The organism is Sphingomonas oligophenolica (genome assembly GCF_039522915.1).
Classification (GTDB): Bacteria; Pseudomonadota; Alphaproteobacteria; order Sphingomonadales; family Sphingomonadaceae; genus Sphingomonas; species Sphingomonas oligophenolica.
On record NZ_BAAAEH010000035.1, the window covers coordinates 441,697 to 468,073 of the forward strand.

17 protein-coding genes are annotated in these 26,377 nt (G+C 65.4%); 11 read left to right on the top strand and 6 right to left on the bottom strand.

What is annotated here, in order from left to right; genetic code table 11:
• Positions 1-20: 20 nt before the first annotated feature.
• Complete coding sequence (locus ABD050_RS18045) at positions 21-1,154, bottom strand: AraC family transcriptional regulator (RefSeq protein WP_343890872.1); 1,134 nt, start codon at positions 1,152-1,154, stop codon at positions 21-23.
• Between the two features lie 521 nt (positions 1,155-1,675).
• Here ABD050_RS18045 and guaA point away from each other — a divergent pair.
• The 5 genes from guaA (at position 1,676) to ABD050_RS18070 (ending at position 8,813) form a co-directional block, all read left to right on the top strand.
• A complete protein-coding gene (gene guaA / locus ABD050_RS18050; RefSeq protein WP_343890873.1) occupies positions 1,676-3,232 on the top strand; it encodes a glutamine-hydrolyzing GMP synthase in 1,557 nt (518 codons plus the stop codon).
• Positions 3,233-3,485: 253 nt separating this feature from the next.
• On the top strand, positions 3,486-4,388 hold the full coding sequence (locus ABD050_RS18055; protein ID WP_343890874.1) for a beta-keto acid cleavage family enzyme: 903 nt from the start codon (positions 3,486-3,488) through the stop codon (positions 4,386-4,388).
• Positions 4,389-4,513: 125 nt separating this feature from the next.
• Positions 4,514-6,724: a TonB-dependent receptor gene (locus ABD050_RS18060; RefSeq protein ID WP_343890875.1), complete on the top strand. Its 2,211-nt coding sequence runs from the start codon at positions 4,514-4,516 to the stop codon at positions 6,722-6,724.
• 42 nt (positions 6,725-6,766) lie between these two features.
• On the top strand, positions 6,767-8,035 hold the full coding sequence (locus ABD050_RS18065) for an MFS transporter (protein ID WP_343890876.1): 1,269 nt from the start codon (positions 6,767-6,769) through the stop codon (positions 8,033-8,035).
• 1 nt (position 8,036) lies between these two features.
• The gene (locus ABD050_RS18070; protein ID WP_343890877.1) at positions 8,037-8,813 is read left to right on the top strand and encodes a helix-turn-helix transcriptional regulator; all 777 of its coding nucleotides are present in this window, start codon (positions 8,037-8,039) and stop codon (positions 8,811-8,813) included.
• A 253-nt stretch (positions 8,814-9,066) separates the two neighbouring features.
• Here the strand turns inward: ABD050_RS18070 and ABD050_RS18075 are convergent, their stop codons facing one another.
• A complete protein-coding gene (locus tag ABD050_RS18075; protein WP_343890878.1) occupies positions 9,067-9,486 on the bottom strand; it encodes a MarR family winged helix-turn-helix transcriptional regulator in 420 nt (139 codons plus the stop codon).
• 109 nt (positions 9,487-9,595) lie between these two features.
• Here ABD050_RS18075 and ABD050_RS18080 point away from each other — a divergent pair, with 109 nt between their 5' ends.
• Positions 9,596-9,991 (top strand): ester cyclase, encoded by a 396-nt coding sequence (locus ABD050_RS18080; RefSeq protein ID WP_343890879.1) that lies wholly within the window; start codon positions 9,596-9,598, stop codon positions 9,989-9,991.
• 272 nt (positions 9,992-10,263) lie between these two features.
• Here the strand turns inward: ABD050_RS18080 and ABD050_RS18085 are convergent, their stop codons facing one another.
• Positions 10,264-11,271, bottom strand: a complete 1,008-nt coding sequence (locus ABD050_RS18085) for a LacI family DNA-binding transcriptional regulator (RefSeq protein ID WP_343890880.1) — start codon at positions 11,269-11,271, stop codon at positions 10,264-10,266.
• A 128-nt stretch (positions 11,272-11,399) separates the two neighbouring features.
• Here ABD050_RS18085 and ABD050_RS18090 point away from each other — a divergent pair, with 128 nt between their 5' ends.
• Entirely contained in the window at positions 11,400-13,679 is a 2,280-nt protein-coding gene (locus tag ABD050_RS18090; protein WP_343890899.1) for a glycoside hydrolase family 3 N-terminal domain-containing protein, read from the top strand.
• On the opposite strand, the gene ABD050_RS18095 is transcribed toward ABD050_RS18090, so the two are convergent.
• Positions 13,663-15,012, bottom strand: coding sequence for an MFS transporter (locus ABD050_RS18095; RefSeq protein WP_343890881.1), 1,350 nt, complete (start codon positions 15,010-15,012; stop codon positions 13,663-13,665). The genes ABD050_RS18090 and ABD050_RS18095 overlap by 17 nt on opposite strands.
• 126 nt (positions 15,013-15,138) lie before the next feature.
• On the opposite strand from ABD050_RS18095, the gene ABD050_RS18100 reads away from it, so the two are divergent.
• Positions 15,139-16,569 (top strand): glucoamylase family protein, encoded by a 1,431-nt coding sequence (locus ABD050_RS18100; RefSeq protein ID WP_343890882.1) that lies wholly within the window; start codon positions 15,139-15,141, stop codon positions 16,567-16,569.
• Between the two features lie 53 nt (positions 16,570-16,622).
• Complete coding sequence (locus ABD050_RS18105; RefSeq protein ID WP_343890883.1) at positions 16,623-18,152, top strand: tryptophan halogenase family protein; 1,530 nt, start codon at positions 16,623-16,625, stop codon at positions 18,150-18,152.
• A gap of 797 nt (positions 18,153-18,949) precedes the next feature.
• On the opposite strand, the gene ABD050_RS18110 is transcribed toward ABD050_RS18105, so the two are convergent.
• Positions 18,950-20,083: an ROK family transcriptional regulator gene (locus ABD050_RS18110; RefSeq protein ID WP_343890884.1), complete on the bottom strand. Its 1,134-nt coding sequence runs from the start codon at positions 20,081-20,083 to the stop codon at positions 18,950-18,952.
• 123 nt (positions 20,084-20,206) lie between these two features.
• On the opposite strand from ABD050_RS18110, the gene ABD050_RS18115 reads away from it, so the two are divergent.
• A complete protein-coding gene (locus ABD050_RS18115; protein WP_343890885.1) occupies positions 20,207-22,708 on the top strand; it encodes a TonB-dependent receptor in 2,502 nt (833 codons plus the stop codon).
• A complete protein-coding gene (locus ABD050_RS18120; RefSeq protein WP_343890886.1) occupies positions 22,708-23,865 on the top strand; it encodes a YdcF family protein in 1,158 nt (385 codons plus the stop codon). Before ABD050_RS18115 ends, ABD050_RS18120 begins: the two co-directional genes overlap by 1 nt.
• Positions 23,866-24,700: 835 nt before the next feature.
• On the opposite strand, the gene ABD050_RS18130 is transcribed toward ABD050_RS18120, so the two are convergent.
• Positions 24,701-26,182 (bottom strand): MFS transporter, encoded by a 1,482-nt coding sequence (locus tag ABD050_RS18130; protein ID WP_425542475.1) that lies wholly within the window; start codon positions 26,180-26,182, stop codon positions 24,701-24,703.
• Positions 26,183-26,377: the final 195 nt, after the last annotated feature.

The following is a 26,377-nucleotide window of genomic DNA, read 5'->3' on the forward strand; positions in this document are numbered from 1 at the left end:
GCCAGGTCAGCTCCGGCAACTCACGGATTATACCGCTCGCTCAGCAACATCGTCGCCGCGGCCGTCCGCGTGCTGTCGGATCGGTATCGGCCGCGATATTGCGACGGCGTCATGCCGGTCCACTCGACGAAATTGCGCGTGAAGCTGCCGGGCTCGCTGAACCCCACCCGGTAACCGACCGAGGTGATCGGCATGTCGGTCACCAGCAGAAACGCCGCCGCCAGCTCGCCGCGCAGCCTGGTCCTGATATGCTGGAAATTCTCCCCCTCGCGGGCGAGGTCGCGCCGCAGCCGGCGCGGATTGCTGCGCAGCCGCTCGGCGACCATCTCGATCGTCGCCGACCAGAGCTCGGCGCGCTGGAACTCGAGCAGCACATGCTCGGTCTGCGTGCGCCAGTTCAGCTGTCCGCCCGGCGTCGCGAACCAGTCCGGATTGCTCGCTTCATGCGCCTGATATTCGGCGAGCGTCCCGTGCACCAGCCGGGCATTCAGGTCGCTGCGGTCATAGCATAGCGCGTCGATCGGCGCGTCGAACTCGACCGGGCAGTTGAAGACGGCGAAGCGGTCGAACCCGTTCGCCTGAAACGGCCGGGCCCCGCGCACGGACACACTGCGCAACTTGATCGGCCGCCCGATCAGCCAGCTGAACAGGTGATAGATCCACAGGAACCGCAGCCAGACGAAGATGTCGCGGTCGACGCCCTCGATCGTGTGATAGACGCAGACATGCTTCAGGCCGGTCCGGCCTTCCTCGACCAGCTGCGGGCCGATATCGATCGACAGCGCCTGGGTGAAGCGGATGCTGACCCGCAGCGATTCGCCGAACGTCTCGCAGTGCAGATAGGAGAGCGTCCGCTCAACCTCGAGCGCGAGCCGGCACCGTTCGGCGAGGAACCCGATATAGGCATCGTCGAGCGCCGCCTGGATATGCTGCACCAGCCGGAACAGCTCCCTGCCGTCGATCGTCGCCTGCTGGTCGCCATAGACGAGCGGATCGATGCCGGCGGCGCGCAGGATTTCCCGCGGGTCGAGACCCTTGAGCACCGCGCCGCCAAGCAGGTTCCTGACCGCGATTCCGTCCAGCCCGCCGGATCTCGCCGCTCCGTTCGGAAGAGTCAGCGTCGGCGGCGCTGATTTCAACTGGTCGCCCGCCATGGCTCTCGCAGCATCGGCATTTGCATCGGCTGCTTCTAGGCCGCGAGGGCAGCGATGCAAATCGCCGAAACAGCGCGCCGCGGATCGCGGGCCACCGATTCATCCCTTCGCGCAAGCCGTCTATGCTCCCCCGCGATCAGCCACCCCCATGCCGGCCGGCCGATCCGGAGATAAGGGTTGTCGCCATGGACGCTTCGTTGATAAAGTTTCTCGGAAAATTGCACAGTATAGCGCCAGGCAATATCGATACGGGTCGTGAAAATTTTTGCACTTTTACATGTCGTGCGTCCAATAGGTAAGGGAGTTATACGCAAGTTTGATTCAGATCATTTCATGACAATATTGTATGAGTAGAGTGAGTGCTTGCAAGCGCCAAGAACAACCGAGATTCGGCCTCTCCGTGAGTGGGTCGCAAAAATCGGCGATGTCTTCGAGAACTTCTTCGTGGTGCCACGGCAGTACTTTGGTCGCGCAGCGTCCATCGGGGCTTCCCGCCAGCCGCGCATCTGCTATCTGGCCGCATGACACAGCCCAGCGACTCGATCCTCATCGTCGATTTCGGCAGCCAGGTGACTCAGCTCATCGCCCGCCGCGTCCGTGAAGCGGGGGTCTATAGCGAGATCGCCCCGTTCAACAGCGCCGCCGAGGCCTTTGCCCGGATGGCGCCCAAGGGGATCATCCTCTCCGGCAGCCCGGCCTCGGTGCTCGAACAGGGCAGCCCGCGCATCCCGCAGGCGATCCTCGATAGCGGCCTGCCGATCATGGGCATCTGCTACGGCCAGCAGGTGCTGATGGCGCAGCTCGGCGGCACGGTGACGCTCGGCGACAGCGGCGAGTTCGGCAGCGCTGTGATCGAGGTGACTGACAGCTGCGCCCTGTTCGACGGCCTGTGGAGCGAGGGCGAGAACCACCAGGTGTGGATGAGCCATGGCGACAAGGTGACCGAACTCGCCCCCGGCTTCCGCCCGGTCGCGGCGAGCAAGGGCGCGCCCTTCGCGGTGATCGCCGACGACGCGCGCCATTATTACGCGATGCAGTTCCACCCCGAGGTCGTCCACACCCCGGATGGCGCGAAGCTGATCGCCAATTTCGCCCGCCATGTCTGCGGCCTCGCCGGCGACTGGACGATGGCCGAATTCCGCGCCGCCAAGATCGCCGAGATCCGCGCCCAGGTCGGCAAGGGCAGGGTGATCTGCGGCCTGTCGGGCGGCGTCGATTCAGCCGTTGCGGCGGTGCTGATCCATGAGGCGATCGGCGAGCAGCTCACCTGCGTGTTCGTCGATCACGGCCTGATGCGCAGCGGCGAGGCGGACCAGGTCGTCAGCCTGTTCCGCAACAGCTACAACATCCCGCTCGTCCATGTGAATGCGGAGGCCGCCTTTCTCGGTGGCCTGGCCGGGCTCACTGATCCCGAGGCGAAGCGCAAGTTCATCGGCGGCGCGTTCATCGAGCTGTTCGAGGAGGAAGCACGCAAGATCGGCGGCGCCGATTTCCTCGCCCAGGGCACGCTCTACCCGGACGTGATCGAGAGCGTCAGCTTCACCGGCGGCCCCTCGGTCACGATCAAGAGCCACCACAATGTCGGCGGCCTGCCCGAGCGGATGAACATGAAGCTGGTCGAGCCCTTGCGCGAGCTGTTCAAGGATGAAGTCCGCGCGCTCGGCCGCGAGCTCGGCCTGCCCGAGATCTTCGTCGGCCGGCATCCGTTCCCCGGCCCCGGCCTCGCGATCCGCATTCCGGGCGAGGTCACCAAGGAGCGCTGCGACATCCTGCGCAAGGCCGACGCGATCTATCTCGAGGAGATCCGCGCCGCCGGGCTCTACGACGCGATCTGGCAGGCCTTCGCGGTGCTGCTCCCGGTGCGCAGCGTGGGCGTGATGGGCGACGGCCGGACCTATGACAATGTCCTGGCGCTGCGCGCGGTGACATCGACCGACGGCATGACGGCCGCGGCTTTCCAGTTCCCCGGCGACTTCCTGCCGCGCGTCGCGACCCGGATCGTCAACGAGGTAAAGGGCATCAACCGGGTGACCTACGACTATACCTCGAAGCCACCGGGGACGATCGAGTGGGAATGATTACGGGTCGTCCAGCTTTTGGTGAATAGGATCGATGGGGGCCGTGAAGTCTGCTCCCGGCCGTTCAGAGAGCGCGGCGGGTTTCGGCTCGGGCATCACCGTTTCTGGGTTAGCCGCCGCCGTTTGAAGGCGATCAGCCTCGCGCCGCTTTGTCTGTTGCCGGCTCCATCCACTGCCTGTCCTTCGCTCGGGGGACAGACGATGTCGGTCGGGCAGCCTAGCCACTCCTGCGATTATGCAGGAGGGAGAGGGCATGCTTGCCGACAACAAGGTCATCGTCACGGTTGCGATCAATGGTGGCATGCAGCAGGATCGGGACGGCGCGGTCGTCCCGAAGCAGCCGGTCGAAATTGGTGAGGCAGCGGCGCGCTGCTACGAGGCGGGCGCGGCAATGGTCCACTTCCACGCGCGCGGCCCCGACGGGCTGAACAGCGGCGACACAGCGATCTATGCCGAGGCGATCCGCGAAATCCGCGCACGCTCGCCGATCCTTGTCCAGACCACCAACGGCATCGGCGTGCGGCGAGACCCGGCAACGGGTCAGCTGCACTGGCCATCGGACGAGGAAAGGCTGGGCATCCTTGCGATCGATCCGCCGCAGGACCTGTTCGGCATCGCTGCGGGCTCAGCCGATTTCTACAATCCCGGCGGGAATTATCCCGGCGAGACGCCCTATGTGAATTCGCCAGAGCTGCTCAAGCGCACGATCAAGGCCGTCTATGCGCGCGGCTCGGCGCTCGAATATGAAGTGGTCGAGGCGAGCGCGCTGCATCGCCTGCTGCGCTATGCCAATGAGGGCATCTTCGACCGCGACCGCGACAATATATGGTTGCTGCATGGCGGCGGCTTCGGCGCGACCCCGCCGATCGCCCGCAACATCATCTTCTCGATCGATGAAGGGCTTCGCCTCTTCCCCAAGGCGATCGTCGGTATCACCGCGACGGGCCGGGACATGTTCCGCTTCGTCACGCTCGGGCTGGCGATGGGCTGCGATCTGGTGCGCGTCGGGCTTGAGGACAGCATCTATCTGCCCGACGGTTCGGTCGCGCGCGACAATACCGACATGGTGCGGGCGGCAGTCGGGATCGCGGCGCTCTACGGCGCCAAACCGGCATCGGTCGAGGAGGCGCGGGCGCGTTTCGGGCTCAAGGCCTGATCGAGTGCCTGTCCTTCGCACGAAGGACAGACCGTCACCGGCAAAGGCCGTAGGCGGGACAAAATAGAACCAAATTGGGAGGGTGTATGTCTGGACGTCTTGTGACGCTGTTCGCGGGAACAGCCTTGAGCGCACTTCCGCTCTGCGCCCATGCGCAAACTTCGGGCGTGCAAACCGGCACGGCATCGCCGGCCGAAGCCACCACGTCGGACACCGGCGACGCGCAGCTGAAGGACATCATCGTCACGGCGCAGCGCCGCGAGGAGAATCTGCAAAAGGCGGCGATCTCGGTCACTGCGATCAGCGGCGCCGACCTGACGACGCGCGGCGTGACCACAGCGCAGCAGCTCACCCAGGTCGCCCCCGCCCTGCAGGTCTCGCCCGCGGCTGGCCCGTACACGGTGCTCACGATCCGCAGCGTCAGCAATTTCGGCGGCAACGCCTTTTCCGATCCAGCCATCGCCGTCAATTTCTCGGGCGTCTATCTCGCGTCGCCGACCGCCGTGCAGGGACTGTTCTACGATCTCGAACGGGTCGAAGTCCTGAAAGGGCCGCAAGGCACGCTCTACGGCCGCAACGCCACCGGCGGCGCCATCAACATCCTGCCGCAGCGCGCCCGGATCGGCGAGCGCGCGATGACGCTCAACCTCGAGGCCGGCAATTACGGGCGGATCGCCGCCTCGGGCTCGGTCAATCTGCCGGTCAGCGACAACAGCGCGCTACGGGCCGCCTATCAGATCGTCCATCGCAACGGCTATTTCTCCGACGGCACTGAGGACGAATCCGGCGAAGCAGCCCGTCTCTCCTACCGGATAGAGCCGTCCGCCAATGTGACCGTCGATGTGGTGGGCGACTTCACCCATCAGGGCGGGCGCGGCGGCGGCGCCACGGTGATCAAACGCTGCGGAACGAGTGCCTGTTTCGTCGGAGATCCCTGGACCAGCCTGTCGGACGAACCAGCCGCCTATCTGCCGCTCGCGCGCCAGAGCACCACGCAGTTCATCGACAGCAATTATTACGGGATATTGGTCGATGCAGAGATCAAGACCGCCATCGGCACGCTGACGCTCATTCCGGCCTATCGGAAGTCGGACATCAACTATAACAGCACGCAGGCCGGCTTTCAGATCCTCGAGCACCAGAAGCCCGAACAGATCTCGATGGAGGCACGGCTCGCCTCGCCTTCGGGGCAGCGGCTCGGATGGTTGCTTGGCGGCTATTATCTGCACACCAATGTCCATGCGCGCTCGAATACCGAGAGTGCCGCCGCCCAGACTTATAGCGACCAGCTGATCAACACCGGGGGTGAGACAGCCGCCGGTTTCGGCCAGCTGACCTTCGCCGTCACCCCCGCGCTGCGCCTGACCGGCGGGCTGCGCTATACCTGGGAGCGCAAGACCAGCGACAGCCAGCGCTATACCGTGCGCCACGTGCCAGGGCCTGACCCGGTGATCCCGGTCGTCCCCGTCGGCGCCCCGGCCTTTGTGGTCAACCAGGCGCTGACCTTCAACGCGGTGACCTGGCGTACCGGCGTGGAATTCGATGCCGGCCCGCGTTCCCTGATCTACGCAAATGTCGGAACCGGCTTCAAGGCGGGTGGCTTTTTCCTCGGCCCGCCAGGGGCCAACAGCTACAAGCCCGAAAAGGTGACTGCCTATACGATCGGCACCAAGAACCGCTTCTTCGACAACCGCCTTCAGCTGAACATCGAAGCCTTCTACCTCGATTACCGCGATCAGCAGCTCGGCTATGTCAAGCTGGTCCCGCCGGCGGTGGTGCTCGTCACCGAGAATATCGGACAGGTGCATACCAAAGGCGTCGAGGTCGAGGCGCAGCTTGTCGTGACACCCACCACGCGCGTGGGCCTGCAGGCCCAGTGGCTCGACGCGGTGAACAAGCAGCTGGTCTACAACACTATCGCGCCGCCGGCCGCGACGTCGCAGTGCCGGATCACCGGCACGAACGTCGATTGCAGCGGCTTGCGCGCGCTGCGCTCGCCTGAATGGGTGGTTGCCGGCAATATCGAGCAAAGCTTTCCGCTCGCCTCCGGCGCGCGGATCGTCGCCAGCCTGTTCAGCCGCTACGAAAGCTCTCGCGAACTGGACATCTCCTATATCCCGGAGACCCATGCCGGCAGCTCGACCCGAAGCGACGCAGTCCTCACCTACGAGCCCGACGGGCGGCGGTGGAGCGTGAGCGCCTTCGTCAACAATATCGAGAACAAGGTCGTGCTCAGCAACGCGACGCCGAACCCTTCCTATTCGGCCAATGGCGTGGTCGCGGCCACGCTGCGCGCGCCGCGCACCTTCGGCGTGCGCATGTCGGGAAAGTTTTGACGAAGCACCCTTGCCCCAGGGTCGCCGGTCGGAAAGCAGTGCGTGCCGCGCTCTGCTGAGCCGGCCGGCGACAGGATGCCGCAGGCGCCGGATCGCCGCTCGACGCTTGCGATGATCGGCGTCTGCGCACTGGTCTATTTTCTCGACGGGCTGGTCCACACCATTCTCGGCCCGCTCGCGCCTGATTTCGGCCGCGCGCTCCACCTCGATGCCGCCGCGATTGGCCCGATCTTTTCCGCCAATCTGATCGGCCAGTGCATCGGGCTGGTCGCGCTGCCGCCGCTCGCCGCGCGATACGGGGATCGGCTGGTCATCGCCCTCTCGCTGGCCGGCTTCGGCGCCGCCCAGGCCGCGAGTGGCTTCGCCGGCGACGGCACCGCTCTGTTCTGGTGGAGGCTCGTGACTGGCATCTTCCTCGGCGGCTGCTTGCCGAGTTGCCTTGCGCTGGTGACCGCGGTCGCGCCGCCCGCCCGCCGTGGCCTCGCCATCACCTCGCTGTTCACCGGCTATGGGCTCGGTGCAGCGATGGCGGGAATGGTCGCCGCGGCGTTCATCGACCTGGGCGGCTGGCGGGCGGCGATGGTCGCGGTCGGGGCCGTGTGTCTCGCGAGCGCGATCCTCGCCTGGCTGTTCCTGCGCGACGGGTCGGACCCCGATGCCGTCGACACCGCGATCGAGCCGGCGGCGAATCCCCTCGAATTGCTGTCAGCCCGCTACCGCCTCGGCACGCTCCTGCTCTGGCTCTTGTTCATCACGATGCTGACGATCAGCTATTGCCTGAGCTCCTGGTTGCCGCTGCTGCTGGTCCGCCTCGGCCATGACCAGAGCTTCGCGGCCGTCGCCCTGTCGATCTTCTCCTTCGGCGGGATCGCCGCCGCGCTCGTCGTGGGGGCGCTGATCGACCGGTTCGGTCCGACGCGGGTGCTTGTCACCTTCCTGCTGGTCGCCGCAAGCCTCTTCCTGGTGACCGGCTGGTTGATCGACGAAGCCTCTGCGCGCCTGCTCCAGCTCCTGCTCGCCGGCTGCGGCTTCTTCGCCCTCGGTGCCTATGGCGGCGTCAATGTCGTCCTTGCCGGCTTCTACCCCTATCGGTTGCGCTCGACCGGGATCGGCTGGGCCAAGAGCGTAGGCCGGGTCGGCACCGTGGCCGCGCCTGTCCTGATCGGTATCGGATTGAAGGCGGGTGTCTCGGAAGTGACGATCCTGTCCTCTTTTGCGCTGCCAGCCCTGCTTTCAGCGATTGCGCTGGCGGCACTCGGCGTGTTCAACTCAGCGAAGGCCGTCGGCGCTGCGCGACGGCAGGAGAGCTGACATGTCCTATATCCGCAAAATCGAGGACTGGCGTACCCCGGTCTCGATGGGGCTGATCTACGAGCGCTTGCTCGAGACAGTCGGTACGGGGCAATTCGGGGCGACGCTCCACGACGCAGTCATGTCGGTTACGGGCGGCGCGCGGCGCATCTACCTGTTCGAGGCGACCGGTCGCGAAGACAGCAGCCTGCAATATTACTTCTGCGAGCCCCGGCTGGTCGACCTGCTCCCCGCCTACAGCCAGCGTTACCACAATATCGACCCGGTGTGCGACGCCTATAGTGCCGCGCCCTGCGTGAGCGATATCGCCATCCAGCGAATCCGGCCCGCCGACATCGAATCCGAAGGCTTCCGCCGCCACTTCTACGATCAAGCCGGGATCGTCGAGCGGATCTCGATCATCCAGCGCGGCGCGAATGCGTGGCGCGTCATCAATGTCGCGCGCCACCGGTCGACCGGACTATTCAGCGACTGCGAAGTCGATGCCCTGATCGGTCTGGCCTGCCTTGTTCTGCCGATGCTGCCGCTCAATCGCCGCCGGTTGGAAGCGCGAACGCCGAACGTGGCGGAAGTCGAGCATCGCCTGCGCACCCTCTATCCCTGCCTTACGCCGCGCGAGGGAGGGGTGTGCGCGCGGGCGATTGTCGGCATGTCGGTCGAGGCAACCGCTCTCGACCTCGACATCGCGAAGACGAGCGTCATGACCTACCGCAAACGGGGGTACCAGCGATTGGGTATCACCAGCGTCCGCGAACTGTGCGCGCTCGTTGCGAACTAGGCGGCGTGGATAAACTATTCGATATGGATACGCGGTTAGTCGAGTGGGTTTTCGGCCTGTCCGCGGCTTGGGAAGCGCAAGGGCGTTATCGCTTCATTAAAGTGGAGTTCCGCTACCCGAAGAGGAACAACAGAGTTTGCCGGATGGTCGCGGCCAGGCCATAGTGCCACCGCCAGATACTGCTAAAATTTGTCCGCTCCACCTAGAAATACTCGACACGGCAAATGAACGCTCTGCAACAAGTAGCCACAATCTAAGGAAAGCTATTTCCCAAAGCCGAATTAAGCGCGGCCAACAGAGATCTTGCGGCAGCAATGTCGTGAATCTGGATTTGGGCCGATAGAGATTCCATCCACTTGGCCTGTTCCATCATCAGCTTTCGATAGGACGCCGCACCCCGGGCGGTGGCGGCGAGCAATTTTGCCCGGGCGTGCCTCGGATTGGGGCCATAGGTCGCGAGTTCGTCGCGAACCATCACATCGGCCAAACGCTGAACGCCCTGGCGTGTCTGAGAGAGACGACGGGCGATATCCGCTACGGTTGCGGGTTCTAGAACGATCACCCCCATGACCTGCCACCGCGCAGCCGTCAATCCAAAGGGAGCACTCAGCCTGTTGCCGACGTCGATCAGGCGGTTGGCGGTTTGCAGAATATCCCAAACCAGATGGCTCAACTCCTCACTTTTGTGGGGGGGCACGGCTGTCTCCCGAATGTCGGAGGGAATTGACAATATGCTGTCAATATGCAACTTTGACAGCATATTGTCAATATGAGGCCCTATCATGACGCCGTCTGAACTCGTCAGAGCTCTTTATGAGAATTGTCTCAATCCGCGCCTGCTCGACCGGTTGCCGGACTACCTCTCGGAGACCTTCGTCGGTTCCAATGGCGAACAGGGACCGTCCGGTTTCCGGCAAACCGTCGAACGAATGTTTACGGCCTTTCCCGACCTGCGATTCGAAATCGAGGATCTGCTTGCCGATGGCGACAAGGTATGCGTGCGCTGGCGCTTCGAGGCGGCGCATTTTGGTCCGCTGTCCGGCATCGCCCCAACCGGAAAGACCGCGGTTCAACACGGGATCGGCATATACCAGTCACATGAAGGCAAGCTCACTCGAGCGTGGTTGCAAGTCGATCGTTTGGGCGTCCTGCAGCAGATCGGCGCTGTAACGCTCTGATCGGAAATGCAGGTGAGGACCGCTATTTTCTGCGTTCGTCGGAAAGCGTTGAAAAGGGTCGGCAGGCGAGTGCGCATGACCGTATCGCATGAAGGCATCGAGCCGTTTGGCGCGTTCGACCAACCCGTGTGCAAGGCGGAAAGCGCGAGGGGGAAATCTGAACCGTCGAACCGTTCGTCCTGAGGTGCCATTGAGTAGCCGCGCAGCGGCGTATCGACGGGCAGGCGTGTAGCGCAATTCGTAGGGTTTGCGCGCGGCCTGAAGGGTGAGGACTAGGCCGGCGGAAACTCCCTCGTGTCCGCGAGAGTGCTCGCCCGGGGAACGAGCTGAGGGACGACCCAGCGGATTTCGGTGTCGTCCCCCCCGTCGAGGATCGCAGCAACGCGTGAAACCGCCTCGGCGCCAATTTCGGCTATTCCGACACGCATCGTGGTGAGGGCCGGGGTGACGAGACGGGCGAGCGGGATGTCGTCGAAGCCCGCCACGGCGATGTCTTCGGGTACGGCGAGCCCGGCGCGGTGGAAGGCGACGAGCGCGCCGATCGCCATCATGTCGTTCGCGGCGAACAAGGCGTCGGCACGCTCGGCTTCTCCGATCAGTGCATGCGCTGTCGCGGTGCCCGATTCCTCGTCGAAATTGCCCGTCAGGATACGCGGGCTGAGACCGTGCCGCGTCATCGCGGCGCAGTAGCCTGCGATACGCTCCTCCGCGTCGCGATTGCCGCGTGGGCCGGAGAGATGGACGATGCGCCGCCGTCCCGCGGCGATGAGGTGCTCGACCATCGCATCCGCCGCGGCGGTGTTGTCGATGCGGAACTGTGGATGGTCCGCAGCCATGTCGGGACAGCTGATCAAAACGGTCGGCAGGCTTGCCGGCAGATGGGCAAGCAGCCGCTCGGGATCGATGTCCGGTGCCATGATGATCAGCGCATCGACGCGCCCGCGCATGAAACGCAGACTCTCGGCGCCACGCTGGTCGCCGTGCATGTTGGAGAGCAGCAACTGCAGTCCCCGCGCGGAGGCTTCGCCATCGATCCCCCGTAGCGCCTCGGAATAGAACTCGCCGTGCAGGTCGGGCAGCATCACGCCGATCGCGTTGGTCTTCGCAAGACTGAGGCTACGCGCGCCGGTATGTGGCACATAGCCGAGCGCTGTGGCGACCGCCTGAACATGCTCGCGCACATTGGCGCGGACATTGCTGTGGCCGTTCAACGCGCGCGAGACGGTTGCGATCGAAACCTTCGCCGCCCGGGCGACATCGCGGATAGTGGCATGCGCCATAAGGGCGGGAAATCTCCGGCTGTTCTTGCGACACCGCTTGACCACGAAAGGGGGAATTCATCAAGGCTCTTGCTGTAACCGGTTACATCGGGATAGTGAGACTCTTGGCAGGGGAGGATCGGGTGAACATGATGAAGGTCTCGCGACGTAGCCTGATGCTGGGCGGCGCAGCGGCGCTGGTGTGGCGCGCCAGTCCGGCGCATGCACTGATCGCGGCGTTGGGTGAGGCCACTCTGCCGCCAGCGGTCGAAGCGCTGATCGGCAGGATGACACTCGAGGAGAAGGCTGGACAGCTTACGTTGTTGGCCGCTGCCTGGGCCGGGGGCGCGGCCAACAAGCTCAATCCGATCGCGCCGAGCGGAGGCTATGAGGTGCAGCTCGCAGACGCGAAGGCGGGCCGGCTGACCGGCGTATTCAACGGTAACGGCGCGAAGATGGCGCGCGAGATGCAGCAGGCTGCGATGGCCAGCCGGCTGAAGATTCCGCTGATCTTTGCCGCCGACGTGATCCACGGTTTCCGCACCGTATTCCCCGTGCCGTTGGGGGAGGCGTCGAGCTTCGATCCGGCGCTGGTCGAGCGCAGCGCGCGGGTGGCGGCGACCGAAGCCGCCGCCGCCGGGATCGACTGGACCTTCGCGCCGATGGTCGACATCGCGCGCGACGCGCGCTGGGGGCGCGGCGTGGAAGGGGCGGGCGAGGACGTGCTGCTCGGCTGCGACATGGCGCGTGCGCGGGTGCGTGGTTTCCAGGGCAGCGCATTGACCGCCAATGACGCGGTGATGGCCTGCGCCAAGCATTTCGCCGCCTATGGTGCGGGCGAGGGCGGGCTCGACTATAACAGCGTTGACGTTTCCGAGCGCACCTTGCGCGACGTCTACTTCCCGCCGTTTCAGGCTGCGCTCGACGCCGGCTCTCTGTCAGTGATGGCGGCCTTCAACGAGATTTCGGGCGTGCCGGCGACCGCCAACCATTGGCTGATGACCTACGTGCTGCGCGATCAATGGGGCTTTGGCGGGCTGACCGTCTCCGATTACACCGGCGATGAGGAACTGATTGCGCATGGTCTCGCCGCCGACGAGCGCGATGCGGCGCGGCTCGCTTTCATGGCTGGTGTCGACATGAGCATGCAGAGCGCGCTTTACATCAAATACCTGCCCGATCTGGTTGCCTCGGGTACGGTGCCGGTGGCGCGGCTGGACCAGGCGGTGCGCCGCGTGTTGCGTGTGAAGGCGGCGCTCGGGCTGTTCGACGATCCGTTCCGTCGAATCGATCCGAAGCGGGAGGCGGCTCGGGTCGGCACCGCCGCCAATCGCGCGGTGGCGCGCGAGGCGGCACGGCGTTCGATCGTCATGCTGAAGAACGAGGGCGGCGTGCTGCCGCTGCCGCAGGACAGGAAGATCGCGCTGATCGGCCCGTTCGCCGAAGGCCAGCACGATCTGATCGGGCCGTGGAACGTCTATGGTTCCGATGGCGAGGCGGTGGACCTGGCGACCGGCGTGCGCGCCGTGGCCGGGGCCCGTGCGCAGATTACCGTAACCGCCGGTTCGGGCGTCGAGGAGGCGCTGGCCGGCGGGATCGAGGCGGCGGTAGCCGCCGCGCGTGCGGCCGACATCGTGGTGCTCGCGATCGGCGAGGGCCAGGATATGTCAGGCGAAGCGCAGGCGCGTACCGAGGTCGTCGTGCCCGCCCCGCAGCGGGCGCTGGTCGAGGCAGTCGCGGCGACCGGCAAACCGATCGTGGTGCTGCTCAAGAACGGCCGCGCGCTGGCACTCGACGGTGCGGTGCTCGCGGCGCCCGCGATCCTGGTCACCTGGTTCCTTGGTTCGGAAGGCGGGCCGGCGATCGCCGACATCCTGTTCGGCCGCGCCAGCCCCTCGGGCCGTTTGCCGGTCAGCTTCCCGCGCGCGGCGGGGCAGGAGCCCTATTATTATGCGCACAAGTCGACCGGCCGCCCAAACCCTCAAGGTCCGCTCAAACCATTCAAGGCGCATTATCGCGGCATTCCCAATTCGGCCTTGTTCCCGTTCGGGCATGGCCTGACCTATGGGAGGGTCGACTATGCCGGGCTCGAGGTGAGTAATAGCGGCAAGCTGGCGCCCGACGGCGCGCTGACCGTTTCGGCGACCATCACCAACACCGGCACGGTGGCGGCGGATGAAGTTGTGCAGCTTTATGTTCACGATGTCGCGGCGAGCATCACGCGGCCGGTGCGCCAGCTCAAATCCTATCGCCGCGTGTCGCTGGCGCCGGGCAAGTCCGAGAAGGTCAGTTTCACGCTGCGCCGGTCGGACCTGACCTTCATTGGCGAGGGCATGAAGCCAGTGGTCGAGCCCGGTGATTTCCTGGTCTGGGTCGCACCCTCGGCTGAGGCCGAGGGCGTCTCGGGCCGCTTCACGCTGACGGCCTAGTGCTTCCCGCCAGCGCGGCGACGATCCGCCGGTGCGTGTCGCGGCGCAACGGGTTGGCGGCCATGGCCAGCGCCGAGAGCAGGCAGCCGATGATCGGCGCAGCGACCATGATCCAGCGGATTCCGGTGATCACATGGGTCGATTGCGCCACTTCAGGCATGTAGCCGATCGCTGAATAGGCAAAGCCGGTGATGGCCGTCGCGGCGCCGATCGACACCTTCTGCAGCAGTTCGGCGACGCCGAAGCACAAGGCTTCGATCCGAACGCCGCCATGATATTCGCCATATTCCACCGTGTCGGGCAGCATCGCCCAGAAGACGAAGTTGAACGCGGCGAGGGCGGCTTGCATCGTCACCAGGAAGAGGTCGGCGCGCCATGCCGCACCGGTGTCGGTCAACGCGAAGGTTATGCTTCCCACGATCATCAGCGCGACCGCGCCAAGCCACAGGGCGCGACTGCCGATCCGGTGCCGCGCGAGCATCCAGAGCGGCACGAACAGGCTGCCGGCCAAGCCCATCAGCGCCAGCGCGGTGGTCCCTGCAGTCTCGTCCCTGACAATGTAGGTGAAGTAATAGAGCACCGAGCGCGAGAGCATCGTTGCCGCGATGGCGACGCACGCCATCGCGGTGCAAAGGGTGACGAAGGCACGGTTGGTGGCGAGCGCCGCGAGACCGCGGAGCAGGGGTGTCGCCGGTGCGGCAACCGATCGCCCCCCGGCGCCCTGGGGTGAACGCGCGGCGACATGGATCAGCAGCGGCGTCGCGACCAGGGCGAACAAACCGGCGGCGCACAGGAACCCGGTGATGCTGGTGCGGCTGCCGGAGACGGCGAGCGAGATGCGCTCAGTCGCCAGCGAGACGACGACCGCAGCGATCGTGCCGAACAACATGCGCAGGCCCGCGATCGCCGCGCGGTCGCGGCTGTCGGTGCTGATCCGCGCGCTCCAGGCGGCATAAGGGATGTTGACCAGCGCGTAGAGCGAGCGAAAGGCGAACTGCGCGATCAGCAGCACCGCCACGAACGCCGCACCCTGGAAGGGCGGCGCGAAATAGAGCAGCGGGAAAGCCAGCCCCAGCGGCACCGCGCCATAGCCGACCACCCGCGCATAAGCGGGCCGCCCGCGTTCGGCCCAGATTCCGGTCAGCAGGTCGGCGATTCCGTCCCAGACCGAACCGATCATGTAGATCATGCCCGCGATCTGCGGCGCGAGATGCAGCACGTCGGTATAATAGAAGAACAGGAACAGGCTGGAGCTCTGCCAATAGAGATTGAAGGCGAAATCGCCCGACGCAAAACGCAGCCGCGCGGGCCAGGAAAGTTGCGGTGCGGGCATCGGATCGGCCATCCGGGCCGGGATAGCACGGCTCTCTCGATCCAGCCTCATTTCACTTGACCAGCATCTGTAACCGGTTACGGGCGGCGCACCCGATGCACCAATCTGCACGGGTCGGAGAGCCATTTGATCGATCGCCGTTCCTTCAGCGCCTCGTTCCTGGTCGCCGGCGGGGTCGCGGCAGGTTTTGCGTCTCCGGCGCTGGCGGGCGACCGGCATGAGAGCACGACGCTGCCGGCCCTGTTCGACGATATCGAGGAACGTACTTTCCGCTGGTTCTGGGACACCGGCAACCCGACCAATGGCCTGGTGCCGGACAGCTGGCCCGATCCCGAATTCTGCAGCATCGCCGCCGTTGGCTTTGCGCTGACGGCCTATCCGGTCGGCGTGGCGCGCGGCTGGACCACCCGCGCCGCAGCGCGCCAGCGGACGCTCGCGACATTGCGCTTCTTCGATCGCGCGCCGCAGGGCGAGGCGGCCGGGGGAGTCTCAGGCCATCGCGGCTTCTTCTACCACTTCCTGCACATGGACAGCGGGTTGCGGTACCGTCGTACAGAGCTTTCGTCGGTCGACAGCAGCCTGCTGTTTCTCGGCATGCTGTTCGCTGCAGAATATTATGACCAGGACCATCCCGACGAGCAGGAGATCGGGCGACTCGCCAGGGCGATCTACGGCCGCGCCGACTGGAACTGGTTCCGCCGCGGCGGGGCTGCGATCTCGATGGGCTGGCATCCGGGCCAGGGCTTCCTCGAGCGAAGCTGGGACGGGTACAACGAAGGCATGATGGTCAATCTGCTTGCGCTCGGGTCTCCGACGCACGCTGTTGCCCCGGATATCTGGGATGCGTGGTGCGCGCCCTATCCGCGCTTCTGGCGCGGGCGCGGCGACACGCGCCGGCTCGCCTTCGGCCCGATGTTCGGCCATCAATACAGCCAGATGTGGATCGATTTCCGCGGCATCCGCGATCGCGCGATGCGTGCTGCCGGGCTCGACTATTTCGAGAACAGCCGTCGCGAGACATGGGCGCAGCGCGCTTATGCGATGCGCAATCCGATGGGCTGGCAAGGCTATTCGCGCGATCTCTGGGGCCTGACCGCGTGCATCGGCCCGGCCGATGTGAAACGAGCTTTCAAGGGCGTCAAGCGCGAGTTCCGCTCTTATTCAGCCCGTGGCCCGATCGACGAGCCCGACGGATATGACGACGGCACGATCGCACCGACCGCCGCGATCGGCTCGCTCGCCTTCGCACCGGAGATCGTCGTGCCCGCGACGCTGGCGTTGCGCAGTCGCTACGGGGATTGGCTCTACGGCAAATACGGCTTTTACGACGCCTTCAATCCCAGCTTTCGCTGGAGCGCCCAGCCGATCCAGGTCGGTGCCGTCGATCCGGCACGGGGCTGGGTGTCGCAGAACTATCTCGGCATCGACCAGGGGCCGATCATCGGCGCGATCGCCAATATGAAGGACGATTTCATCTGGCGCGCGATGCGCCGCTCGGCGCCGATCCGCCGGGGTCTGCAGCGGGCCGGATTCACCGGCGGCTGGCTCGGGGCATAGCCCATCGCTGCGCTCTGCCCTAGAACCGCACGAGAAGACCGGGAGAGGGGCGCATGAACGCAGACGGCCAGCCCGACGCACCGCTGAGGACGGTGACCATCGTGGGCGGCGGCACCGCGGGGTGGATGACGGCGGCGATGTTGTCGCACCTGTTCCGCAGCTACACGATCAGGCTGATCGAATCCGAGGAGATCGGGATCATCGGGGTGGGCGAGGCGACGATCCCGTCGATCCGCACCTATAATGACCTGGCCGGTATCGATCAGGTCGAGATGATCCGCGCCACCCAGGCGACGTTCAAGCTCGGCATCGACTTCGTCAACTGGCGCAACGGCAGCGATCGCTATTTCCACGGTTTCGGACGGATCGGACAGGATTTCATGTGGCTGCACCCCCATCAGCTATGGCTGATGGAGCGCCAGCAGGGGAAGGCGCAGCACTTCGATCACTACGCGCTCAATTGCATGGCAGGCATGCAGAACAAATTCTCCTACCCCGATCCCAGGAACCCGGCATCGCCGCTCGGCGGGCTGGATTATGCCTATCAATTCGACGCCTCGCTCTTCGCCAAATATCTGCGCGGGCGATCGGAAGCCAATGGCGTCACCCGGATCGAAGGCAGGATCGTCGACGTGAAGCTCGACGGCGAGACCGGCAATGTCGACCATGTCGTGATGGAGGACGGGCGAACGGTCGACGGTGACCTGTTCGTCGATTGCTCGGGGATGCGCGCCCTGCTGATCGGTCAGGCGCTCGGTATCGGCTATGAGGACTGGAACCACTGGCTGCTCAATGACCGCGCGCTCGCGGTGCCGTGCGAACGCGTCGCGCCGCTCACGCCCTATACAAGGGTGACGGCGCGCGATCATGGCTGGCAGTGGCGGATCCCGCTCCAGCACCGCACCGGCAACGGCCATGTCTATTCGAGCGACCATATCTCGGATGACGAAGCGGCATCGGTGCTGCTCGCCCATCTCGACGGAAAGCCGCTGGCCGATCCGCGCCCGGTGCGGTTTCGTCCGGGCAAGCGGCGCAAGGCGTGGGAGAGGAACGTCGTCGCGATCGGCCTGTCGTCGGGGTTTCTCGAGCCGCTCGAATCGACCAGCATCCATCTCATCCAGACGGGTATCATCAAGCTGCTCGGCCTCTTCCCGCACCGGGGCTTCGCCGCCGCGGATGTCGCCGAATATAACCGCCAGCATGATTTCGAATTCACCGACGTACGCGATTTCATCGTGGCCCATTACAAAGTGACCGATCGCGAAGACACGCCCTATTGGGCGTATCTGAAGCACATGGCGATCCCGGACAGCCTGGCGGAACGGCTCGACCTGTTCGCGTCATCGGGCCGCTTCTACAAGCGCGCGGCGGCCGAGCTGTTCCGCGTGGAAAGCTGGGTGCAGGTGCTACTGGGCCAGGGATTTGCGATGGGACACGACCCCAACGCGGCGATGGTGTCGGCCGATGTCCGGACCTCGTTCCTGGCGGATATCGAGGAAGTGATCGCCGATGTCGCGGCGGGAATGCCTGATCACGCCGCCTTTATCGACCGCCACTGCAAGGCGCCGCCGCTGTCCGCCTGACGGGCGAGGCGATCCACAATCCCGGCCCTGAGTGGACCCGCTACGTGCGGCCGCGACCCCGGTTTCCCGCTGTTCTCCGCTGTTCTCCGCTGTTATCGCGATTTTTTATTTTTCGCCGCTGTTATGTTGGATTTTGTGCTCTATTTTTTCATTCATTAGCAACAACTTACTGCAAATTCCGCTGTTATCGAAGAACAGCGGGATAACAGCGGGGGAACAGCGACGATATCAGCGGGAGGAACAGCGAGGAACAGCGGGGAACAGCGGATCTGTCGGAGGGGCAGCGCCGCCGGCTGGAAAAAACCAGTCATGTCAAAGAGCGGGGCGGAACCGGGACAGCATCCCGCCCGCTCGCGCTCTTTTCACACTCTCCCCAAGGATTGAATCGAACCGACCCGTTCCTGCTCGCTGGTCCGTCCCTCTTCCCACCTGATGGTCAAATTCGCACGCTTGGTGCCCGCATGCCGGCCAAGACTAACGACCGGTTCGGGAGACAGCGAGTCTCGCACGTTCAACATACGCCCGTTTTCTGCGCCTATCTGGAGGAGACAGGTGATCCAGGGATAAAGGGACCAATTGCCCGATTGCCGGCGAATGATCGGTAGCGGCAGGTCCGGCCCGAACGAACACCATATCCCGCAATTCCAGCAACGCGCCTTCGCCGTGAAGCGAAAGGGCGGGCACCCTCCGCCAACGGGCGGAGACGTGCGAGTGATGGGCGAGCAAAGCGCGGCGCAAGAGGCCGAAAGCTCCATTGCTCGTCGCCTCAGTCCAGCGGCAATGGAGCAATCATATCGTTATGCTTGCGCGATCGATGCATGAATCGGCAGTAGCGCTGCACCCAGCGCGGAACCAGCGCCGCCGAGCTGGGAGATCTCGATGTCGTACCGCTCCTTCTCGCTCTCCGCGATATGGTCGCCCCACTTGATCGCTCGGCGGTTCAGCCGGTCGGCAAGTCCGTGCATGATCCCGGACGGCAGAGGGCTCATCAGTCGGATCGCACCCGGATCGAACCAGGCAAGCGCCGAGTTGATCGTCTGGAGGAGCTGATCGGCGGCCCGTTCCAGCCAATGATCGATGGTCGCCTCATATCCCGGGATCGCGTCGGCGAAATCCGCCAGCGATTCGACCTTGCATCCGGCCGCCTGCAGCGTTGCGATCAGATCGAGCGTCGTCGGGCGCGGCTGGTTGCCTGGGTAGAACATGCCGATCTCGCCGGCGCCGCCCGTTTCGCCGCGCATCAGCCGGCCTTCATAGACGACCCCCGCTCCCACGCCGTGCCCAAGCAGAATCACCACCGCCGTGGTACAGCGCCGGATCAGCCCGCCCAGATAATATTCGGCGAGCGCCGCCGCCGTCGCGTCGTTCTCGATCCAGATCGGCAGCCGCAGCGTTTCCTCGAAGATCGTGCGCAGCGGCGCGTCCTTCCAGCCGGGCAAGTTGCGAACAACATGCCACCGGTTGCCATCCCGCGATAGGGCCGGGCCGGGCACGCTGAAGCCGACGCCGTACAGACGGCTCCCCAGCAGGCGGTGCTCGATCGCAAGATCGTGGATGCGGCGATCGACATGGCGGGCGAAACCATGCGGGTCGACGGGCTCAATCTTCTCGGAGGTGAGCGACACCACGCCCCCGGCATAATCGACCAGCGCGATTTCCAGAAGGCCGGCATAGATCGCCAGCCCGACGGCATAGCCCCCGGCGGGTGAAATCCGCAGCGGCACCGTCGGGCGCCCCCGGCCCAACAGCGCCTCGGCGGGCAATTCCTCGATCAGGGCCTGCCCGATCAGCGTCCTGGTCAGCTTAGAAATGGCGCCGTTGCTGATCTGCAGCGTCTCCGCCAGCGCAGATCGCGATTGCGGGCCGCGCGTGCGCAGCTGCCAGAGCAGCCGCTTCTCCTCCTCAAGCAGCGTGACCTGTGGATGCCTCATCATCCAGAGCTCATAGCAGCCCACTTCACAGCCTACGATTTAATTTCCAAGAAATAAATAAATCTGTCATCCGCCCCGCGCATCGGCACCGCGAGTTCAAAAAAATCTCGGGGGAACGATCCGATGAAGAAGCATAATTTCGCCGCCGGCTGCGCGGTGCTCGCGCTCGGCGTGTTGTCCGCGCCGGCCTTCGCGCAGACCGCCGACACGCCAGCCGCCGACCCTGCGCAGACCGCCGACGATGCGGGCGCAGACATCATCGTCACCGGCTCGGCGCGTGCGCAGCGCCGCTTCGACGTCTCCTATGCGATCAACTCGCTCAGCCAGTCGGACGTCCAGAAGATCGCGCCGAAGAGCTTCGCCGACCTGCTCGGCACCGTCCCCGGCATCCAGGTCGAGGCGACCGGCGGCGAGGTGCAGAACATCACCCGCGTGCGCGGCATCCCGACCGACCGCGGCTACCTGATCTTCCAGCAGGACGGGCTGCCGCTCTACCACGAAATCGACGGCGTCTTCTTCAACTCCGGCGAAGGCATGAACCGCTACGACTTGATGACCGAGCGGGTCGAGATCGTGCGCGGCGGCCCGGCGCCGATCTATGCCAGCAGCGCGGCGGCGATCGCTAACAACATCACCGTGTCGGGCGGCCCGCAGGCGCACGGCAAGGCGCAGGTCACACTGGGCGATACTGGCCTCTATCGACTCGACGCGATGCAGTCCGGCCCGATCAGCGACAACACCTACTTCGCGATCGGCGGCTTCCTGCGCCAGCATGATGGCTATCGCTATGCCGGATTCCCCAGCGACAAGGGTGGCCAGATCCGCGCCAACCTCAAACGCCAGCTGTCCAACGGGTACGTCAAGGTTTCGGCCGAATATGTGAACGACCACAACGTCTTCTATCTGCCGATCCCGACCAACGACCCGCGCAACCCAACGGTCTCGCTCAACCCCTATATCGACTATTTCACCGGCACGTTGAACTCGCCATCATTGCGCAACGTCAACATCAAGTATCGCGACGGCGCCGGCACGCTGCAGAGCATGCAGCGCGACCTCTCCAACGGCCGCTACATGCGTTTCTTCAACGCGGCGGTCGACTACGAGGCGGACTTCAGCGGCTGGCAGGTCTCCGCCAAGGTCGGCGGGACCAAGGGCAAGTCGAGCTTCGACGCCTTCTATTCGACCACCAACCCGGCCGACGCGACCAGCTTCGCGGCCAGCTACCTGACCGCCGCGCGCACCGCGTTCGGCCCCAATGTAGCCCGGCTCGGCTATGCATTCGCCGGCACCAACGGCGCGTCGATCTATGATCCCTCGACCGCCTCGGGCCTGGTCATGTCCGGTCAATATCGCGCCTCGGAATCCGACTTCTACTCGGTGCAGGGCGACCTGAGCGTCACCCGCAAGTTCGAGACCGGCGTCGGCACCCACGACGTGCGCGTCGGCCTGTACGGCTCGTTCTACGGCAACACGCTGCTCCAGGCCTATCAGGACATGCTGATCGAAGTGCGCAGCCAACCGCGCACGCTGGACCTGGTCGCATATTCGGCGACCGGCCAGGTGCTGGGATCGATCACCCAGAACGGCGTGCTGCGCTACACCACCACGCTCAACCAGGGCGAAGGCGATGCGCAGATGATTGCCTTCTACGCGAACGACACCTGGGACATCGCCCGCGGCCTGCGCGTCGACGCCGGCATCCGCACTGAGCGTTACAGCTACAAGGGCATCGCGCTGCCGACCACGCAGGTCAATCTGGGCGATACGACGACGCTCGCCGACGACACCACCCGCGCCTTCACCGGCCAGGTGCTCGACCAGCGGCTGAAGCCCAACGCGACCAACTGGACGGTCGGCGTCAACTACGACCTGAACGGCCATTTCGGGGTCTATGGCCGCATCTCGAACCTGGAAGTGCCACCGCAGCTGGGCGTGGTGTCCGGCATCAACGCGACCATCGTCAAGACCAAGGCGCGTCAGTACGAAGTCGGCCTCAAGGCCAACTTCGGCCCCAACTATCTCTATGCCACCGGCTTCTACACCAAGTTCAACCCATTCAATGCCTCGTTCGCTGCGTTCAACCCGCTGACCGGCCGCAACGACCAGACGCTTCCGTTCATCGGCGAGGCCTCGGTCAAGGGCGTCGAAGTGGATGGCCGCGTCGCGCCGATCCGCTGGTTCTCGCTGGAGGGCTCCGTGACCTGGCAGAACCCGGAATATGCCAATCTCCAGAACACCTCGGGCGCCGATCCGAGCGCGGTCAACGGCAAGCAGATCATCCGTGAGGCGAAGTTCTTCGGCAATCTGCGGCCGAGCTTCAACTTCGATCTAGGCGAGCAGAAGCTCTCGATCTTCGGGCGCTTCGAATGGGTCGGCCGGCGCTATGTCGATCTGTTCAACCGCACTGCGATGCCGGGCTACCAGACGACCGGCGCGGGCGCATCGCTCGATTGGGGGGCGTGGCGCTTCCAGGTAGTCGGCGACAATCTGTTCAACGCCCATGGCCTGACCGAGGGCAACACGCGTACCGACCAGTTCGCCGGCCAAGGCACCAGCCAGGCGATCTACGGCCGCCCGTTGTTCGGCCGGAACTTCCGCTTCATCGTCAGCCGCAGTTGGTGATGCGCGCGATACTCTCCGTGGCCGCGCTCGCGGTGACGGTGCTCGCCGCCCCGGCTTCGGCCGAGGCGGTGGGCGACGGGGTGATGGCGACGCTGTCCGCTCGGCTCTTCCCGCTGCTCGATGCGGCCGGGCACGATCCGGCGGCGCTCGAGCGGATCGCCAAGGCGCCCGGCATGGAGAGCGTGCTGCGCGTACGGCGGGAGCGCCGCGCCGCGTGCGGGACCGATCTCGTCTGCCGCGCGCAGGCGCTGCTTTGGAGCAATCCTGAAACCGATGCGTTGCGTCGCGCCGTTGTTCAAGCGCCGGGCCTTCCCGCCGCAGACGATGGCTCCGCCGCGCAGGTGGATCGCGAGATCGCAGGCATCAACACAATCGTGCGGACATATGCGCTGGGGGCGATCCCCACGACCGCGATCGATGGTCCCGGCACGATCTCGCCTCAGGATCATCAGGCGCGCCTCCAGGCGGCCGACTGGCTCGCCGAGACGCCCCGCGCCGGATCGGCACAGCGACTCGATACCAGCATCGACTATGCGCTCGCGCTGCTCGACGTGAGCGACCGCACCGATGCGATCGGCCATGAATCGCTGACCGGCGGCGCCAACACCGCGCCGATGGCGCGAGCGAAGGCGCTCGACTGGCACCGGTACCGCTATAGTGCGATGATCGTCACGGGCGTCGGGCCCGAGATCGAGGGCGAACATCTCAGCCCGTTCGGCAAATATCATCTGCGTCTCGCCGCGCGCCGTTTCGTGCAGGGCGACATCGCCTTCATCCTGGTCACGGGTGGGCGTGCGCACCCGCGCGCCACGCCTTTCACCGAGGCCGACGAGATGCGCAAGGCGCTGATCGACCGCTACGGCGTGCCGCCCGACGCGATCATCATCGAGCCATATGCCCGCCACACAACCACCAACCTGCGCAACGCCAGCCGGCTGCTCGCGCGGATAGGCGCGCCGTCGGAGGCGGAAACGGTGATCGTCTGCAATCCACTGCAGAGCGCCTATATCGAAAGCGAGAAGTTCACCGAGCGCAATGCCGCCGAGCTCGGCTACCAGCCCGGCAAGGTCGTCCGCCGGGTCTCGCTCACCGAACTGGTGTTCCGTCCATCGCGCGCCTCGGAGCGCGTCGATCCGCGCGATCCCCTCGATCCCTGAAAGGAACCGTCATGCGCCGCTTCGCCCTGGCCGCTGCCCTCATGCTGTCTCCCACCGTCGCCCATGCCTGGGGCGGGACGGGGCATGCGGTGATCGACCGCGCCGCGATCCAGGCGATCCCCGATGGCGGCCCGGTCTTCCTGCGCCGCTATGCCGACTATATCTCCGCCTCGGCCGCACTGCCGGACAGCTGGCGCGGCGACGCGGAAGGCTTCTCGAAGATCGAGGAAGACCCGAACCATGGCTGGTTCCGCGAGCAGTTCGCCTTCCTGAAGCCCATCCCCCGCTCGCGCTACGAGTTCATCCTCGCGCTCTACAAGCACTACGAGACGATCAAGCAGAGCGATCCGGCCACCGCCGCACGTACGAACGTCCGCTGGACCGGCACGCTGCCCTATGCTGCGATGGAAGCCTATGAGCGGCTAATCGTCTGCATGCGCGCGATCCGCGCGACGCAGGCGAGCGGCGGCGACGCATCGGTTCCCGAGCAGCACTGCGCGTTCCAGGCGATCCGGCTCGGCCATTATATCGGCGACGGCTCGCAGCCGCTGCATAACTCGGTGAACTCGGACGGCTGGCTGGGGCCCAACCCGAACGGCTATACCCGCGACCGCAGCATCCATGGGCGGTTCGAGAGCCGCGTCGTCGACCGCATCGGGCTCACTGCCGCGGACATCATGCCCCGGATCGGCGCGCCGGCGCATCTCCACGGCGACATGTTCGATGCGGTGCTCGCCTTTCTCGATCAGTCCGGCGATCAGATGGAGACGGTTTATAAGCTCGAGAAGCGCGACGGCTTCAACAACACGACCGACAAGGACGTCCGCGCCCTCGTCTACGAGCGCACCGCTGCGGGCGCGGCGATGCTGCGCGACATGCTTTGCCGTGCCTGGGCGGAAAGCGCGGTGCCGCCTGCCAAGGTGACGCCCTCACCGCTCAATTTCTCCAACCCCCGGTTCAATCCGGAGACCGGCTCCGCCCCCGCCTGACGGCGTTCCAGCACGCGCAGCAGCCGCGCATGGCGGCCATGGTCGAGCGTGAAGCGCCTGAGCAGCAGCATCGCCAGCAGCGCGCCGGCAAACGGTACGCCCAGGCCGAGGCCGAGCATGCCGAGACGCACCCCGGTCGGCTGGACTGCGCCGGGGACATAACCGAGCGCGTTCAGCACCCAGCCGATCATCGCGGTCGACCCGGCGCCGCTCGCCTTCACCAGGACCAGGTAAAAGGCGAATAGCCCCGTCTCGAACCGCGGGCCGTGCCGCCATTCGACGACATCGACCGCGTCGGCAAGCAGGCCCCAGGGCAGCATGAAAACGCTCGCAAAGCCGAAGCCGATCAGCGCTGCGCCCGCCATCTGCCCCGCCGGCCATGTGATGCACAGGGCGAAGAAGAGGAGGCCAAGCGCGCTCACCGCATGCCCCGCACCGAGCAGGCGGCTCTTGCTGAAGCGGTGAGTGAGCGCGGTCCAGGCGAGCACGCCGCCGAATTGTCCCGCCGTCAGCGCGGCAAGCAGCAGGGTGACCGCACGCGGCCGATCGACGACATAGGTTCCCAGATACATCAGCATCCGGCCGAAACACGGCATCGCGAAGCCGGTGAGCAGGGCCAGCGCGCCCATTGCCAACACCATGGGGTCGCGCAGCGGAACGGCGATGCGATCGCCACGCAGCGCGGATGCCGCACCGCTTTCGCCGCGCGCGCCCGAAGCCCAGGCGCACAGCAGCATGGTCAGCGCGAAGACCAGGCCCGCCCCGATCCCGGTGAAGGCCAGCGCGCCGAAATGCCGTGCCCGCCCCGCTTGCTGCACCAGCGGTGTGAGCACGGCGGCGACGGCCAGCGCGCTCGCAGTGCTGAAGAACAGCCTGTAGCCCGAAACGCGCCCGCGCGCCCGGCTGTCACGGCTGACCTGCGCCATCAGCGCATTGTGCGGCACGTCGACCACTGCATAGGCGCCGCGGAAAACGAGGATCGCCGCCGCAAGCATCCAGGCGCGATGCAGGCCCAGCGCCGGCATTGCGTAGATCAACCCGAAGGCCGCCCCACAAGGCAACGCGGCCAAGGCAATTGCCCAGCGATAGCCCCGCCCCGCCGCCCGCCAATGGAGGACGAGCCGGGCCGCGAGCAGATCGAATACCAGATCACCCAGCACCGCGAACAGCATCAGTCCCGCCGCCCGGGCGCCGTTCAGCCCCAGCACGTCGGTCAGCAAAAACAGGATCGTCAGATCCGCGCCGCCGAACACCAGGGCCTTGCCGAAATTGCCGGACGAATAGGCGAGCATCCGGCTCTCTGTGGCAATGCTCGTGATCGGCGGCATCTTTCTTATGAGGGGTGGCGGCAAGCCTAACGCCGTGCCTGTTGGTGCCCGTACGGCCTGATCATTTCAGATTGGTGACAGCACCGAAGCGCTAGCGGGCTTCGTCCGCAGATGAACGAACGGCAGGTCTAATACCAAGTCCCTGAGGGGATGACTCGCGAAGGGTTGCCAAGGGCGCTGGGTATTGATTCAAGA

Bases quoted from the DNA above. Each gene is read 5' to 3' on its own strand.
- ABD050_RS18085 (WP_343890880.1), bottom strand. From the start codon at position 11,271: ATGGCGCATGCCACTATCCGCGATGTCGCCCGGGCGGCGAAGGTTTCG.
- guaA (WP_343890873.1), top strand. From the start codon at position 1,676: ATGACACAGCCCAGCGACTCGATCCTCATCGTCGATTTCGGCAGCCAG.
- ABD050_RS18090 (WP_343890899.1), top strand. From the start codon at position 11,400: ATGATGAAGGTCTCGCGACGTAGCCTGATGCTGGGCGGCGCAGCGGCG.
- ABD050_RS18120 (WP_343890886.1), top strand. From the start codon at position 22,708: ATGCGCGCGATACTCTCCGTGGCCGCGCTCGCGGTGACGGTGCTCGCC.
- ABD050_RS18055 (WP_343890874.1), top strand. From the start codon at position 3,486: ATGCTTGCCGACAACAAGGTCATCGTCACGGTTGCGATCAATGGTGGC.
- ABD050_RS18080 (WP_343890879.1), top strand. From the start codon at position 9,596: ATGACGCCGTCTGAACTCGTCAGAGCTCTTTATGAGAATTGTCTCAAT.
- ABD050_RS18115 (WP_343890885.1), top strand. From the start codon at position 20,207: ATGAAGAAGCATAATTTCGCCGCCGGCTGCGCGGTGCTCGCGCTCGGC.
- ABD050_RS18070 (WP_343890877.1), top strand. From the start codon at position 8,037: ATGTCCTATATCCGCAAAATCGAGGACTGGCGTACCCCGGTCTCGATG.
- ABD050_RS18095 (WP_343890881.1), bottom strand. From the start codon at position 15,012: ATGCCCGCACCGCAACTTTCCTGGCCCGCGCGGCTGCGTTTTGCGTCG.
- ABD050_RS18110 (WP_343890884.1), bottom strand. From the start codon at position 20,083: ATGAGGCATCCACAGGTCACGCTGCTTGAGGAGGAGAAGCGGCTGCTC.
- ABD050_RS18105 (WP_343890883.1), top strand. From the start codon at position 16,623: ATGAACGCAGACGGCCAGCCCGACGCACCGCTGAGGACGGTGACCATC.
- ABD050_RS18130 (WP_425542475.1), bottom strand. From the start codon at position 26,182: ATGCCGCCGATCACGAGCATTGCCACAGAGAGCCGGATGCTCGCCTAT.
- ABD050_RS18045 (WP_343890872.1), bottom strand. From the start codon at position 1,154: ATGGCGGGCGACCAGTTGAAATCAGCGCCGCCGACGCTGACTCTTCCG.